Annotated in this window: 15 protein-coding genes and 1 tRNA gene; 1 reads left to right on the forward strand and 15 read right to left on the reverse strand. The window is 61.6% G+C overall.

Going from position 1 to position 14,206, the window contains the following annotated elements; genetic code table 11:
* Nucleotides 1-2: 2 nt before the first annotated feature.
* From deoC to HFC70_RS03155, 9 genes are all read right to left on the reverse strand, one after another.
* Nucleotides 3-776: a deoxyribose-phosphate aldolase gene (deoC, locus tag HFC70_RS03115; RefSeq protein WP_168471713.1), complete on the reverse strand. Its 774-nt coding sequence runs from the start codon at nt 774-776 to the stop codon at nt 3-5.
* A complete protein-coding gene (locus tag HFC70_RS03120) occupies nt 769-1,578 on the reverse strand; it encodes a purine-nucleoside phosphorylase (protein WP_168471714.1) in 810 nt (269 codons plus the stop codon). The genes deoC and HFC70_RS03120 overlap by 8 nt, the downstream gene beginning before the upstream one ends.
* Nucleotides 1,575-1,967: a cytidine deaminase gene (locus tag HFC70_RS03125; protein ID WP_168471715.1), complete on the reverse strand. Its 393-nt coding sequence runs from the start codon at nt 1,965-1,967 to the stop codon at nt 1,575-1,577. The genes HFC70_RS03120 and HFC70_RS03125 overlap by 4 nt, the downstream gene beginning before the upstream one ends.
* 4 nt (nt 1,968-1,971) lie before the next feature.
* Nucleotides 1,972-2,943 carry an ABC transporter permease gene (locus tag HFC70_RS03130; RefSeq protein WP_168471716.1) on the reverse strand — a complete coding sequence of 324 codons (972 nt, stop codon included), beginning with the start codon at nt 2,941-2,943 and terminating at the stop codon, nt 1,972-1,974.
* A 10-nt stretch (nt 2,944-2,953) separates the two neighbouring features.
* Nucleotides 2,954-4,060 (reverse strand): ABC transporter permease, encoded by a 1,107-nt coding sequence (locus HFC70_RS03135; protein ID WP_168471717.1) that lies wholly within the window; start codon nt 4,058-4,060, stop codon nt 2,954-2,956.
* A gap of 7 nt (nt 4,061-4,067) precedes the next feature.
* The gene (locus HFC70_RS03140; protein WP_168471718.1) at nt 4,068-5,579 is read right to left on the reverse strand and encodes an ABC transporter ATP-binding protein; all 1,512 of its coding nucleotides are present in this window, start codon (nt 5,577-5,579) and stop codon (nt 4,068-4,070) included.
* 73 nt (nt 5,580-5,652) lie between these two features.
* Nucleotides 5,653-6,645 carry a BMP family protein gene (locus HFC70_RS03145; protein WP_168471719.1) on the reverse strand — a complete coding sequence of 331 codons (993 nt, stop codon included), beginning with the start codon at nt 6,643-6,645 and terminating at the stop codon, nt 5,653-5,655.
* A 234-nt stretch (nt 6,646-6,879) separates the two neighbouring features.
* Nucleotides 6,880-7,530: a peptide-methionine (S)-S-oxide reductase MsrA gene (msrA, locus tag HFC70_RS03150; protein ID WP_168471720.1), complete on the reverse strand. Its 651-nt coding sequence runs from the start codon at nt 7,528-7,530 to the stop codon at nt 6,880-6,882.
* Between the two features lie 57 nt (nt 7,531-7,587).
* Nucleotides 7,588-7,905 (reverse strand): hypothetical protein, encoded by a 318-nt coding sequence (locus HFC70_RS03155; protein WP_168471769.1) that lies wholly within the window; start codon nt 7,903-7,905, stop codon nt 7,588-7,590.
* 204 nt (nt 7,906-8,109) lie between these two features.
* On the opposite strand from HFC70_RS03155, the gene HFC70_RS03160 reads away from it, so the two are divergent.
* Nucleotides 8,110-8,199: transfer RNA gene (locus HFC70_RS03160), tRNA-Ser, on the forward strand.
* Nucleotides 8,200-8,331: 132 nt separating this feature from the next.
* On the opposite strand, the gene HFC70_RS03165 is transcribed toward HFC70_RS03160, so the two are convergent.
* The 6 genes from HFC70_RS03165 to HFC70_RS03190 all read right to left on the reverse strand — a co-directional run bounded on the left by HFC70_RS03165 (nt 8,332) and on the right by HFC70_RS03190 (nt 14,117).
* Nucleotides 8,332-9,546, reverse strand: a complete 1,215-nt coding sequence (locus HFC70_RS03165) for a serine hydrolase (protein WP_168471721.1) — start codon at nt 9,544-9,546, stop codon at nt 8,332-8,334.
* Between the two features lie 142 nt (nt 9,547-9,688).
* A complete protein-coding gene (locus tag HFC70_RS03170; protein ID WP_168471722.1) occupies nt 9,689-10,444 on the reverse strand; it encodes a TetR/AcrR family transcriptional regulator in 756 nt (251 codons plus the stop codon).
* A gap of 271 nt (nt 10,445-10,715) precedes the next feature.
* Nucleotides 10,716-11,174: a carbon monoxide dehydrogenase subunit G gene (locus HFC70_RS03175; RefSeq protein ID WP_168471723.1), complete on the reverse strand. Its 459-nt coding sequence runs from the start codon at nt 11,172-11,174 to the stop codon at nt 10,716-10,718.
* A gap of 17 nt (nt 11,175-11,191) precedes the next feature.
* Entirely contained in the window at nt 11,192-12,025 is an 834-nt protein-coding gene (locus HFC70_RS03180; RefSeq protein WP_168471724.1) for an XdhC family protein, read from the reverse strand.
* Between the two features lie 11 nt (nt 12,026-12,036).
* The gene (locus tag HFC70_RS03185; protein ID WP_168471725.1) at nt 12,037-13,242 is read right to left on the reverse strand and encodes a VWA domain-containing protein; all 1,206 of its coding nucleotides are present in this window, start codon (nt 13,240-13,242) and stop codon (nt 12,037-12,039) included.
* On the reverse strand, nt 13,239-14,117 hold the full coding sequence (locus HFC70_RS03190; protein WP_168471726.1) for a MoxR family ATPase: 879 nt from the start codon (nt 14,115-14,117) through the stop codon (nt 13,239-13,241). Before HFC70_RS03190 ends, HFC70_RS03185 begins: the two co-directional genes overlap by 4 nt.
* Nucleotides 14,118-14,206 lie beyond the last annotated feature (89 nt).

Genomic DNA, 14,206 nt, shown 5'->3' on the forward strand with positions numbered 1-14,206 from the left:
CATCAATATCCTGTGGCCTGGGCAATGGACGGGCCGCCGCCGAGGATCGAGAGAATATCGTCCAGAAGCCCGGAGGCCCCGAAGCGGAAGGTGGAGGGCATGACCCAGTCCTCGCCCATGATGGTATCGGCCAGCCGCAGATAGAGGGCGGCATCGGCAACGCTTGAGATGCCGCCCGCCGGCTTGAAGCCGACCTTGCGGCGGCTGTCGCGGATCGCCCGCAGCATGATGTCCGTCGCCTCGAGCGTCGCATTGACGGCAACCTTGCCGGTCGACGTCTTGATGAAATCGGCGCCGGCGGCAATGGCGAGTTCCGAGGCCTGGCGCATCAGTGCGCTATCCTTCAACTCGCCGGTTTCCAGAATGGTCTTCAGCAGCGTCGGCGGCGGGCAGACTTGGCGCACCGCCGTTACCATTGATGTGACCGCCGCCTCGTCGCCGGCCATCAGGGCGCGATAGGGGATGACCAGGTCGATCTCGTCGGCACCATCGGCCACGGCGCGTTCCGTCTCCGCGACGACCGTTGCAATATCGAGTTCACCTGAAGGAAAATTGACGACCGTCGCAATGCGGACCAGGGAATCGCTGCCAAGAATGCCGCGGGCCTGGGCCACGAAGCGCGGCCAGATGCAGATGGCGGCCGTGTGGCCGAACGGCGTTCTGGCTCGGGCACAGAGTTCCTCTATGGCGGCCGGCGTGCAGTCGTCCTTCAGATTGGTGAGATCCAGAAGCGACAGTGCGACAGACGCGGTCTCGCGCAATTCGTGACTATCCAAGCTGTGGTCCTCCGCCCGAGATCATCGTTTTCAGGATCGCGGCAAGTCGCTTTCCGCCAATCGGGGCCATGTCCTTGGTTTCGGCGTGGCTGAGTTCGGCGCCCGTCATTCCAGCCCCATAATTGGTGATAACCGAGGCTGCGGCAACCCGGAGGCCGAAAAAACGTGCGAGGATCACTTCCGGCACCGTCGACATGCCGACCGCATCGGCACCCAGAATGCGTGCCATGCGGATTTCCGCCGGCGTTTCGAAGCTTGGTCCGGAGAACCACATATAGACGCCTGTGGCCAGCGGAATTCCGGCGATCGCTGCGGCCTTGCGCATGGCTTCGGAGAGGTCCGTGTCGTAGGCGCTGGTCATGCCGACGAAGCGATCGTCGCTGCCCTCGCCGATCAGCGGATTGAGGCCGGAGAAATTGATGTGATCGGCGATCTGCATGACCGAGCCCGGCGGCAGATCCTCGCGCAGCGAGCCGGCCGAATTGGTGAGGATCAGCGATTGCACGCCAAGGCCCTTCAGCACCTCGATCGGCAGGCGCATGGCATTGGCGTCGCCCTTCTCATAATAATGGATGCGGCCGGCCAGCATGATCACCGGAACGCCACCGATCGTTCCCGCCACCAGCTCGCCGGCATGGCCGGAGACGCCGCTCACCGGGAATCCGGGCAATTGCTCGTAGGGAATACGAACAGGATCTGCGACCTCTTCAACGAGCGATCCGAGACCGGAGCCGAGCACCACGGCATGGCGGGGTATCAGGCCATTCAGCCTGTCCACCAGGAGGTCGATCGCATCCCTCATCCGAGCAGGTCCGTCTTGAAGCTCAGGGGCAGAAGCTCGTCCATGGTCAGGGTCTTTTTGACGCCGGCCTCGTCGCAGAGATAGATGCGGGTATCGGCGGAGGCGAATTCGGCGATCTTCTGCCGGCAACCGCCGCAGGGCGGGCACAGCGCCAGTTTCTCGGCGATCACCGCCATCTCGACGATCTTCCTGGCGCCGCCCATGACCATGCAACCGATCGCGGTCGGTTCGGCACACCAGCCCTGGGGGAAGGACAGGTTCTCGATGTTGGCGCCAGTATAGATCCGGCCATCATCGGCACGGATGGCAGCACCCACCGGGAATTTCGAATAGGGCGCATGGGCAAAGGCCATGGCGTCCCGTGCGGCCTCGAACAGATCGTGAGACATCGGTTCAGCGCTCCTTGACATAGGGGACACCGCCGGCCTTCGGCGGGTTGGCGGCGCCGATGAAACCGGCGAGCAGAATGCAGGTCAGCACATAGGGCAGCGCCTGGAAGATCTGCACCGGCACTTCACCGATCAGCGGCACGGATTTGCCCTGCATGAAGTTGGCCAGCGCATCGAGAAAGCCGAACAGCAGGCAGGCGAGCATCACCGGTACCGGCTTCCATTTGGCAAAGATCAGCGCGGCGAGCGCGATATAGCCTTTGCCGGCCGACATGTTGTTGATGAAGGCGGCCGACTGGGCGATCGCCAGATAGGTGCCGGAAAAGCCGCAAAGGAAGCCGGCGACGATGACGGCGCGGTAGCGCAGCCAGACGACCGAAATGCCGGCTGTGTCGACAGCGCCCGGGTTCTCGCCAACGGCGCGCAGGCGAAGGCCGAATCGCGTGCGGTAAAGCACCCACCAAGACAGAGGCACGGCGAGGAAGGCGAGATAGGTGAGCAGGTTGTTGCCGGAGATGACGTTGGCATAAAGCGGGCCGATGACCGGCACGTCGCGCATGAAGTCGACACCTGGCAGGGTGATCGGCGAAAAACGACCTTCGGGCGGCAATTGCGGTGTCCGGCCGCCCTGGCGGAACCAGGCCTGCCCCAGAACGATGGTGAGACCGGCGGCGACGAAATTGATGGCGACGCCCGAGACGATCTGATTGCCGCGATTGGTGATTGAGGCAAAACCGTGCACCAGCGACAGGGCGATCGATACGCCGATGCCTGTCGCAAGGCCGATGAAGGCGGAGCCGGTCATATAGGCGGCAACCGCCGAAGCGAAAGCGGCGGCCAGCATCTTGCCTTCAAGGCCGATGTCGAAAATGCCGGCGCGCTCGGAGAACAGACCGGCGAGAGCGGTGAAGATCAGCGGGATCGACAGGCGGATGGTGGAGCCGAGGATGCTGATGAAGATATCGAAATTGTCCATGGTCCTGCCCTCACGCCTTTCCGACGAATTGCTGGTAGACCCGGACGATGGCCGGGCGGAACATGTATTCGAGCGCGCCGGCAAACAGGATGACCAGACCCTGGATGACGACGATCATGTCGCGGGTGATGTTGGGCATGTCGAATGAGAGTTCGGCGCCGCCCTGGTAGAGAATGCCGAACAGGATCGCAGCGAGGATGATGCCAACCGGATGGTTGCGGCCCATCAGCGACACGGCAATGCCGACGAAGCCGGCACCGCCGACGAATTCCACTTGCAGGCGGGCCGAGGCCCCCATCACGGAGTTGAGGGCCATCATGCCGGCAAGGCCGCCGGAGATCAGCATGGTAACGATGACGGTGCGGACATAGGGAATGCCGGCATAGGCGGCGGCAGACCGGCTGATGCCCATGGTGCGCATTTCATAGCCGAACTTGGTGCGCCAGATCAGGAACCAGATGACGACGCACATGACCAGCGCGATCAGGAAGGAGGCGTTGAACGGCGCCGGCCCGAGCTTCATGCCGAACATCGCCATCAGCCAGTCGAGCTTCGGCAATTGCCCGCCGGGCAGGAAGGTGCGGGTTTCAGGCGCCATCTTGCCAGGCACGATCAGCACGTTGACGAGAAGATAGACCATCAGCGCGGCGCCGATGAAATTGAACATGATGGTGGTGATGACGATATGGCTGCCGCGCTTGGCCTGCAGCCAGGCGGGGATCAGTGCCCAGGCAGCGCCAAACACCGCCGCACCGATCACCGCGAAGGGCATGGTCACATACCAGGGCACGTAATGGTCGAAGGCCAGCGCCACCAGCGCCGCGCCCAAGCCGCCGATATAGGCCTGGCCTTCCGAACCGATATTGAACAGGCCGGCATGGATGGCCACCGCCACCGACAGGCCGGTGAAGATGAAGTTGGTGGCGTAATAAAGGGTGAAACCAATGCCCTCGCCGCGGCCAAGCGCGCCCTGCAGCATCAGCTTGAGCGCCTCATAGGGGCTTTCGCCGATGATCCAGACCACCAGGCCGGAAATGAGGAAGGCCAGGATGAGGTTGATGACCGGCAGGAGTGCGTAATTGATCCAGTTTGGAAGCGGTACGGAAGCGGTGCTCATCAAGTCCTCACGCGGCAATGCCGGCCATCATCAGGCCAAGCGTCTGTTCGCCGGCATCCGGCATTTTCTCTCCGACGATCTTTCCGGCGAACATCACCAGGATACGGTCCGAGAGCGAGCGAATCTCGTCCAGTTCAACCGACACCAACAGGATGGCCTTGCCTGCGTCACGCGTCTCGATGATCCGCTTGTGAATGAATTCGATCGCGCCGATATCGACGCCGCGGGTCGGCTGGCCGACGATCAACAGCTTCGGATCGCGCTCGATCTCGCGGGCGACAACGATCTTCTGCTGGTTGCCGCCGGAAAAGTTCGCGGTCTTCAAACGGGGATTGGGCGGGCGGATATCGTATTTCTCGATCTCTTCGATGGCCGCCTTGCGAATGGCGTCCGGGTCCAGCATCAGGCCCTTGCCGTATCTTTCATCGCGGTGGTAACCGAGAATGGCGTTCTCGCTTTCCTCGAAACTCAGCACCAGACCCATATGGTGGCGGTCTTCGGGAATATGGGCAAGGCCGATCGACCGCAGCGCAGCCGGGTCGAGGCCGGCAACGTTCTGGCCGCCGATGAAAATTTCGCCGGAGGTCGGTTTGCGGATGCCGGTAATCGCTTCCAGCAACTCGCTCTGGCCGTTGCCGGCGACGCCCGCAATGCCGACGATCTCGCCATGCCGCACATCGAAGGACACGTTGTCGACCATGGTGACGCCGCGACCGTCCTTGACCGTCAGATTACGCACCGACAGGAAGACCTCGCCCGGCTTGGCATCGCCCTTGTCGACATGCAGCAAGACACGGCGGCCGACCATCAGTTCCGCCAGTTCCTCCACCGTGGTTTCCGAGGTCTTGCGGGTGGCGACCATTTCGCCGCGGCGCATGACAGACACCGTGTCGGTGATTGCCATGATTTCGCGCAGCTTATGGGTGATCAGCACGATCGTCTTGCCTTGGTCGCGCAGCACGCCGAGGATCTTGAAGAGGTGATCGGCCTCCGATGGCGTCAGCACGCCGGTCGGCTCGTCGAGGATCAGGATCTCGGCGCCGCGATACATGGCTTTGAGAATTTCGACGCGCTGCTGCAGGCCGACGGCAAGCTCTTCGACCACCGCATCGGGATCGACCTCGAGGCCGTAATCGTCGGCCAGGCGCTTCAAGGAGGCGCGTGCCGCTGCCGTGCCTTTGCCCAGGAAGGCCCCGCCTTCGGCACCCAGCATCAGGTTTTCAACCACAGTGAAATTTTCGACCAGCATGAAATGCTGGTGGACCATGCCGATGCCAGCAGCGATCGCCGCCTGGCTGTCGCGAATGAGGATCGGCTTGCCATCGATCTTAATGGTTCCACCATCGGCGTGATAGAAGCCGTAGAGGATCGACATCAGGGTCGACTTGCCGGCACCGTTTTCCCCGATGATGCCATGGATGGAGCCCTTGGCGACGGTCAGGTTGATGTTCTTGTTGGCATGGACTGCACCGAACCTCTTTTCGATGCCGATGAGTTCGATGGCAGGCGCTTGGCTCACGTCGATAAGCTCCGAATGGCGGACATGAAAAGGGCGCAAAACGGAATTGCCCGCCTTGCGCCCTCGGATTAAATCACTTCGGGCAGGAATTGTCCGACATATAATCGTGGACCTTGATGGTTCCCGCGATAATATCGGCCTTGGCCTTTTCGACAGCAGCCTTCATCTCTTCCGTCACGAGCTTGGTATTGTATTCGTCCAGCGCATAGCCGACGCCATCTTCCTTGACGCCAAGCGACTGAACGCCGCCAGTGAACTTGTCAGCCTTGGTGTCGGTATAGGCATTGTAGACGGCCAAGTCGACGCGCTTGACCATCGAGGTCAGAACCGAACCCGGATGAACGTAGTTCTGGTTGCTATCGACGCCGATCGAGAACTTGCCGTTGTCGGCAGCGGTCTGGAGAACGCCGAGGCCGGTGGCGCCGGCCGCCGCGTAAACGACATCCGCACCCTGGTCGATCTGGTTCTTGGTGAGTTCGCCGCCGCGGACCGGGTCGTTCCAGGCAGCGCCGGTCGTGCCGGTCATGTTCTGGAACACTTCGATCTTGGCATTGGCAGCGCGCGCGCCCTGCTCGTAACCACAGGCAAACTTGCGGATCAGCGGAATGTCCATGCCGCCGACGAAGCCGACCTTGCCGGACTTCGAGGCCATGCCGGCGAGGACGCCGACGAGGAAGGAGCCTTCTTCTTCCTTGTAGACGACCGAGCGCACGTTCGGCAGTTCAACAACGGAATCGACCAGGACGAACTTGGTGTCGGGGAATTCGGCGGCGACCTTCTCGATAGCCGAGGTCCAGGCGAAGGACACGGCGACGACCGGGTTGAAGCCCTTGGAGGCGAAGTTGCGGATTGCCTGCTCGCCCTGCGTATCGCCGGTCGGCTCGAAATCGCGGTAGTCGATACCGGTTTCGGCCTTGAACTTCTCGGCGCCGGCATAGGCTGCTTCGTTGAACGACTTGTCGAATTTACCGCCGGTGCCGTAGACAAGCGCCGGCTTAACGTCTGCGGCGAGCGCCGTTGCCGACATCGCGGCCAAAGCAAAGAGACTCAAGACGGTTTTTTTCATTGTGCAGCCCTGTTGTTGCTATTGATCTTTTTTTAGGTCCTCCCGCACGTCTTGAACAGACATGTCTGCGACCCCGCCCGACAGCCCCTCGGCAGTCGGACTTGGGTCATCCTTGCATGGCTCCAGAAAAAATTCACCAGATTTTTTTCATCCGGTAAAGATTTGTAGAAACGACTGATTTTTCATCAAGCCCGCTCAAAATTGGCTCATTTCAAGCGGGTTTCTGATCAAAACCTAGCCGATCGGGCAGGACACGCCAATGCCGCGCAACCCGCAATAGCCATTGGGATTTTTTGCGAGGTATTGCTGATGATAGTCCTCGGCATAGAAGAATTCCGGGGCCGGAATGATCTCGGTGGTTACCTTGGATGTGCGCCCGGCCGAAGTCAGCGCCGCCTGGAAAGCGTCGCGAACACGGTTTGCCGTTTCAAGATCCGCCGCGTTCTCCACATAAATGGCTGACCGATAAGTCGTGCCGATATCATTGCCCTGGCGCATGCCCTGGGTCGGATCGTGGGCTTCGAAAAATACCTTGAGCAACGCTTCGAGGGTTACCGTGGCCGGATCGAAAACGACTTTGACGACCTCGGTATGACCGGTCAGGCCGGTGACCGTTTCCTGATAGGTCGGGTTGGGCGTGTAGCCACCGGCATAACCGGCCGCCGTTACCCAGACGCCCGGGATCTGCCACAGCAGGCGTTCGGCGCCCCAGAAGCAGCCCATGCCGAGATAAACGGTGGCCATGCCCTCGGGGTAAGGGCCTTTCAACGGCCGGCCGGACACGAAATGCGTCACAGCGGTGGCGATCGGCTCTACCCGACCGGGAAGAGCCGTTGCCACGGTCGGCATCGTCGTCTTTTTGTTGAACATATCGATCACATACATCTGCGCCTCCTTGCGTATTTGTCGCACAGCGGATTTCCAGAACCGGCCCATCGCTCCTCAGGCGGCAAAGCGTCCCGCCAGGGACGGCTTTCGGTAACCGCACATCCAAAGAAAGAGTGACAAAAGCAGGAACACGGCAAAAGCCGGCTGACCCAGCACCCATGCGACGCCGTTCTGCCAGATCCAAGCCCCTATATAGTGTTCGACGCCCGTCTGAACCAGGGCCAGCGTTGAGGAACTGAGATCCGCCCAAGCAGCTCCAAAGGAGGTCATGACGACCTCGGAAGAGGCAACGGATTCGATCGAGTCGATCGCCGCAGCCAGCACTGCGATTGCCAGGGCGACCAGACTGAGAAGCCGGAAGAGAAATCTGATCACCCGTCACTCCGTTTACTGCCTGCATGAACCGTTCGTGCAACCAATATGGACAGCCAGAGCAATTGCGCAACATGGAACCACGGCAAGTTTTATCCAAGACCGTCAGAAAACTGTCAGATTCCGGTTGATCCCACGGAATTCATCGGTATATATCGCGGCCGTTCCAACGGTTTGTTTCACACGCGAAGCAACCGGCTTTACGGACAGGTGGCCGAGTGGTTTAAGGCGCACGCCTGGAACGCGTGTGTGCGTGAAAGCGTACCGTGGGTTCGAATCCCACCCTGTCCGCCAGTCAGGCAATTGTCCGACTCGATGCCCTCCATTCCAGGATTTCACCTTGATACCGGGCGGCACAACGAACCATCGATTCCGCGCTGTAGCCCGATATCTCGATCGCTTGACTCTCGGTCGGACGATGATGAGTCACGCGGACATTGTCGTTACGACTGAATGAAGAATGGCATTCATGGGTGCAGCTATGGCCGGATCACCATAGTCGCCAGCGGTGGTGACGACGGCGAGGTCCAGGTCCGGCACCAGGAAAAGCCGCTGTCCCCCGTTTCCGATGGCTGCCGTTACGGACAAGTCTCTGTCTTTCCAGCGCGTCGTCATCGACCACCACTGGAAGCCATAGCCGCCGATGGGCGCAGTCATGATGCTTGGCGTGATCGATCGGGCAATCCAGTCAACAGGCACGACCGACCGCCCCTGCCATTCACCGCCCGCGAGCATCATCGCTCCAAGCTTCATAAGCTCACGGGGCCTCAGCCGCAGGCCTATCGCAGCCATGGGCGTGCCATAAACGTCTCCGACCCATTCCCAATCGGTGATGCCCAGCGGAACAAACAGGTTTTGTTCCGCGATCTGGCGGAGGGAACGTTTCGTCGATCGTTCCATGATCTCGGCGAGGACTGCTGTGAGGCCGCCGCTGTAAGTGAACAGCTTTCCGGGCGGGGCGACCACGTCGCGCTGAAACACGTAGCTGTAGGCACATGGACTGAGGGCGAGGCCGATCTCGTCGGTCGATGAGGCGCGGCGAACAGGAGAGGGTTCGGTCCATTCCAATCCCGCCGTCATTGTCAGGAGATGGCGAACACAGATCGCGCGGCGCGCGGTGTCATTCAAGGCGGTGCATTCCGGGTAGAGCGATGAAACCGAAGTATCGATACCCGGCACCTCGCCGCGATCGAGGAGGATGCCGTACAGAAGCCCGACGATGCTTTTGCTGACCGAGCGCATGTCATGAAGGTCCGCTTGTGCGAACTGCCGCCGCGAGGCCCACAGACTGTAGATCGAGCGGTCGAACCCTGGGCGGTACAGTTCGGCCGTCAACTTTCCGTGCCGCAGAACGAGCACGCTGTGAATGTTCGCCGTACTTCTCTGAACGCCCTCCAGCATAGCTTGCAGAGCCTTGGAGTCGATGCCCAGGTCTGCCGGCGCTCCGATCGCGAGGTTGTCGGCGGCAGGCGCCGGTGTAAAAACGCCTTTCGGAGAGATTGAACCAGCGGCCCGAGCAATGTCGAGTGCGGCAAATGTCGGCGCCGCCAGAACGAGCGGTGCAGCCAGCATTGTTTTCAGGAGGCTGCGGCGTGGTATTTGCCGTTCAGACAGGGTGACCCGATTACCATCGTCGTTCATGCTGAACTCTCCTCTTGTCGCGGCTACACCTCACCGAAGCGCCTGCGACATGATGCGAGGAAAACTCAGTTTCTCCTACTCGGCTTGTCCGATGCGGTCGCAACCGATTTAAGATGTTGAAACCAATAAAATATCGCGTGCGTCAGGAGGGTTCAGCGGGGGAACTGCTCGCATTGGCGGACTGAGAGAAGCCGAGGAGATAGGCACGGACGAACCCCACCGTTTCGTTTTCCAGCGATTCAAGCGGCAGGTCGCTGGCCTCTCCCTGTTCGGTCAACGCACGGGCAACGCCGAAGACCGCCCGCGACACGACGAACAAACGGATCGGATCAATCGCCGGCACGTCGGGTCCAAGCAGATGGCCCGATTTTCGGGCAAGTGACCCGACGACATCATCGAGCAACCGGTCGTGCTCGGCGCCGAAACCGGACGAGATATAGAAACTCATGACCGCGCGCCGCACGTCTCGGTCGGCGCGGTGACGCGCGAACAGCGTGCGGATCAGAACCCGAAGCGCATCTTCGCTCCTTGCGCCGTCGACGGCCTCCGTCAGCGACCTGCGATCCTCATGAAGAATCTGCCTCGCCAGCGCGATGCTGATCGAATCCTTGTCCGGAAAATATCCATAGAGTGTGCCGATGCTGACGCCTGCGACTTCGGCGACCCTATTGGTGTTGAAGGCCGCGCGCCCCTCTGTCCGCAGGATGCGAACGGATGCTTCTAGGATTGCGGCCACGGTTGCTTGAGCCCGTGCCTGCGATGGTTTGCGCCTTGGTTCGAAGCCGGGTTCGCGTCTGAAATTCATCAAGATGGTCCGCAGCCGGGGCCGTTCTACAATATGAGAAATCCTCATATACCATGCCGAGGAAGACACAACAACCGGCGCTGGGTCAACCATTGTCTACAGAGCATACTCAAGGTTGAGTGAGGGCTATGGCATAGACATTTCGGAAATATCCCAGACAATGCTCGCTGCCGATTTCGTCAATGGTGGCAAGCGGTCGGACGTCGATTGAGAATCGACATCCCCGACACGGGCCATGCAGACACAGCGCCAATGGTCCGCCGCACCGTATCCACATGACCCACGCCCCTCAATTCTGGGGGAGAAAGTTCATTCTAGAGACGATTGCGGCGAAGGCTATTGCGAAAAGTAGCCCTGCTGCGAATTACGTCGCGACCTGCTCGCCTGCTGCAAGGGTACCGAACTTGGCAAAGAATTCACCGGCCAGCTTCTTGGCGGTGGAATCGATCAACCGGCTGCCGAGCTGGGCGATCTTGCCGCCGACTTCCGCCTTGACCGTGTAGGACAGAATCGTGGCCGAAGGACCATCCTCGACCAGGGACACCTCGGCACCGCCCTTGGCAAAGCCGGCAAGGCCACCCTTGCCTTCCCCGACAATGGTGTAGGACCGCGGCGGATTGAGATCCTTCAGCTCGACCGAACCTTCGAACTTCGCCTTGATCGGCCCGACCTTCAGCACGACTTTGGCGGTCATTGCATTGTCGGCCGTCTTTTCCAGGCTTTCGCAACCGGGGATGGCCTGCCGCAGACATTCGGGATCGTTCAAGGCCCGCCACACATCCTCTATGGACGCTTCGATCCGTTCACTGCCGTTCATATCCATTGACTGTTCCTCTTCCCTTATTCCTCGTCCGGTCCATCGCCGCGCTGACCGCGACGGCGAAGCCTTGTGATTTCTGCCAGGACCGACAACGCGATCTCGTCCGGCGTGATGGCGCCGAGATCGAGGCCCGCCGGCCCCTTGACCCTGTCCAGCAGGCCGGCATCCACGCCGTCTGCCGTCAGCTTTTCCCGCAAGGCGGCCATTTTCCGACGGCTGCCGACAAAGCCGCAATAATCGGCCTTTGTCTCCACTGCCGCCTTCAGGGCCGCCTCGTCTCCTCTTCCCTGCGTGGAGACTACTATAAATCGCGGCGGCTTTGCATCTTTTTCAAATGCATAGCCGTCGATCCATCGATCCGCCTCCGCCGGCTCCGAAAGATCCGCCGCGGGGGCCGCGAGCGTGACATGATAACCGAGCGCGCGGGCCTGCGAGACAAGAGCCAGGGCCACCGGACTGGCGCCGAAAACCATCAAGGCCGGGCGCGGCAGGACCGGCTCGATGAAGATGTCCATGGATCCCTTGCTGGGGCACATGTTGCGGGCGAATTGCACGCCGTCGCGGCTGTCGCCGGGCCGCACGCCGAGATCGGCGAGAAGATCGCCCGGCTGGACCGAGACGAGCCGTGCCTGGCCATCGGCCAGCGCCGCGTTGGCGGCACGCAGCACGGCGCCTCGGGCACAGCCGCCGCCGATCCAGCCGGCGGCAATCGTGCCGTCCGGGCGGATAACGGCCTTGGCGCCGGCCTTGGCGGCCGTGACCGACACGGTGCGCACGACGGTGGCGAGGACAAATGCCTGTTCAGCGGTTTTCAAGCGGGCTGCCAGATCCATCACATCGACATGCACGGTCATCGCATCCTCCTTCACAAGCGTGCCAGATAAGGTTCCAGGGCCGCCAGGCTGTCGAGCGTGTGGGCCGGCGCATAGAGATCGACATGGGGCAGCGCCGCCTTTATACCGCGGGCATCGGGCGTATAGCCTTCCCAGCCGATCATCGGATTGAGCCAGACAATGCGCTGGCAGCGCCGGCCAAGCGCTGCCATTTCGGCCCCGAGCAAGGCGGCATCGCCGGTCTCGTAGCCGTCCGAGACGATCATCACGCAGGTGCGCGAATGAATGACGCGGGCGGCGTAGGCGCGGTTGAACGTGAACAAACATTCGCCGATCCTGGTACCGCCGCCGGCCCCTTCCGCCATCATCTGCAGCCGGTCGAGCGCGCGGGCACTGTCGCGCTCCCGCATGGCCGCCGACACATGAGCCAGGCGGGTGTGGAACAGAAAGGCCTCGGCTTCGCGGAATTCGTCCAGCACACCATGGATGAAGCGCAGAAACAGGCCGGTATAGAGGCTCATGGAGCCCGAGGCATCGAGCAGCAGAACGAGGCGGAGCGGCTTTTCGCGACGCTGCCGCCTGACCAGAACGATGGGCACGCCGCCCTGGCCGATGGCGCGGTGAATGGTGCGGCGCAGGTCGATCCGGTAACCGCGCCGGCGGGCGATATCGCGCCTGGTCAGTCGGGCCCGCATGGCCTTTGCCAGACGGGCCGCGATGGCATGGGCTTTTTCGACGTCGTCGGGATTGCTCAGCTTGCGAAAATCGGTTGACGACAAAGATTCGATCGTCGAGGCGCCCTCCATCCGGCCTTCGCCGCCCTGGTCGATGCCCGCCTCATCGGAGGACGGCACCTGATCGGCAACGCTGCCACCCTGTTCCCGCGCAATCCTGTCCTGCAGGGTTTTCAGCGACGGACTGCCGGACGGCCTGGTGGAGCCGGACACCATGCTGCGCGAGCGAACCCGCCGGCCGAGCCAGAACGCATCGAACAGGCCGTCGAACCGTTCCCACTCCGCACGGCTGGTGGAAAACAGCTGCTTGAAGGCCTGGCGCAGCAGGCCCGGCTTGCGGGCATAACCGCCGACCATCAACAGCTCGGCATCCCGGCCTTCCGACAGGCCGACCGCAAAGGCATTGTCGCGCAGCGTCTCGAGGAAGGCGGCAAGCCTGGCCGAAACCAGTTGCGTGACGGCATCCAGTTCCTCAGGCTTCAAGGGCGCGCCGCAGCAGCTCATGCCACCCTCCCCAGCAGCCTGGCTGTCACTTCGGGCGTGACACGCGCCTTGTCCTCATGGGTCTTCAGCAGGCAGAGCAAGGTCTCATGGACGGCTTGCGGATCGTCGTGCAGATCGCGCACCTGCAACCCGACAAGGGCCGCGGCCCAATCCAGGGTTTCTGCAACGCCCGGCACCTTGCGCAGGTCCTCCTTGCGGATGGACTCGACAAGTCGGGCGATCTGCAGCGACAGGGACGCCCCGATGCCGGCAATCCGCGCCATGATGATGCGCGCCTCGCGATCGACGTCGGGATAATCGACATAGTGATAGAGGCAGCGACGGCGCAGGGCATCCGAAAGCTCTCGGGTGCCGTTCGAGGTGAGGATCACATGGGGAATGCTCAGCGCCGGGATCGTGCCGAGCTCGGGGATGGACACCTGGAATTCGGAGAGGATCTCCAGCAGGAAAGCCTCGAATTCCTCGTCGGCGCGGTCGACCTCGTCGATCAGCAGAACCGGCGACACCTCCTGGCGGATTGCGGCAAGCAGCGGCCGCTCCAGCAGGTATTTCTCAGAAAATATCGCGTCCTCGACCTCAGACGCATCCCTGCCCCGATGGGCCTGGATGGCGAGCAGTTGCCTCTGGTAGTTCCATTCGTAAAGGGCGGCCGACTGGTCAAGTCCCTCGTAACATTGCAGCCGGATCAGCCTTGTGTCGTAAAGCCGTGCCAGGGCGCCGGCCACCGCCGTCTTGCCGACCCCCGCCTCGCCCTCCAGCAACAGGGGCCGCTTGAGGAAGGCCATCAGCGAAATCGCGGTCGCCAGTTCACCGTCGGCAATGTGGCCGGCAGCTGACAGTCCAGAGGCAATCTCATCGCGGTTGAGCGTGGTCATGAGGCGTATCGTTTCTTTCGATGGTCACACAACACCCGCCCTGCCTTCCGGCATGCCCTACAAGGAGAGAAAGATTCCCCTCCCAGCCC

Source organism: Agrobacterium sp. a22-2, from assembly GCF_012276985.1.
Taxonomy (GTDB): Bacteria; Pseudomonadota; Alphaproteobacteria; order Rhizobiales; family Rhizobiaceae; genus Allorhizobium.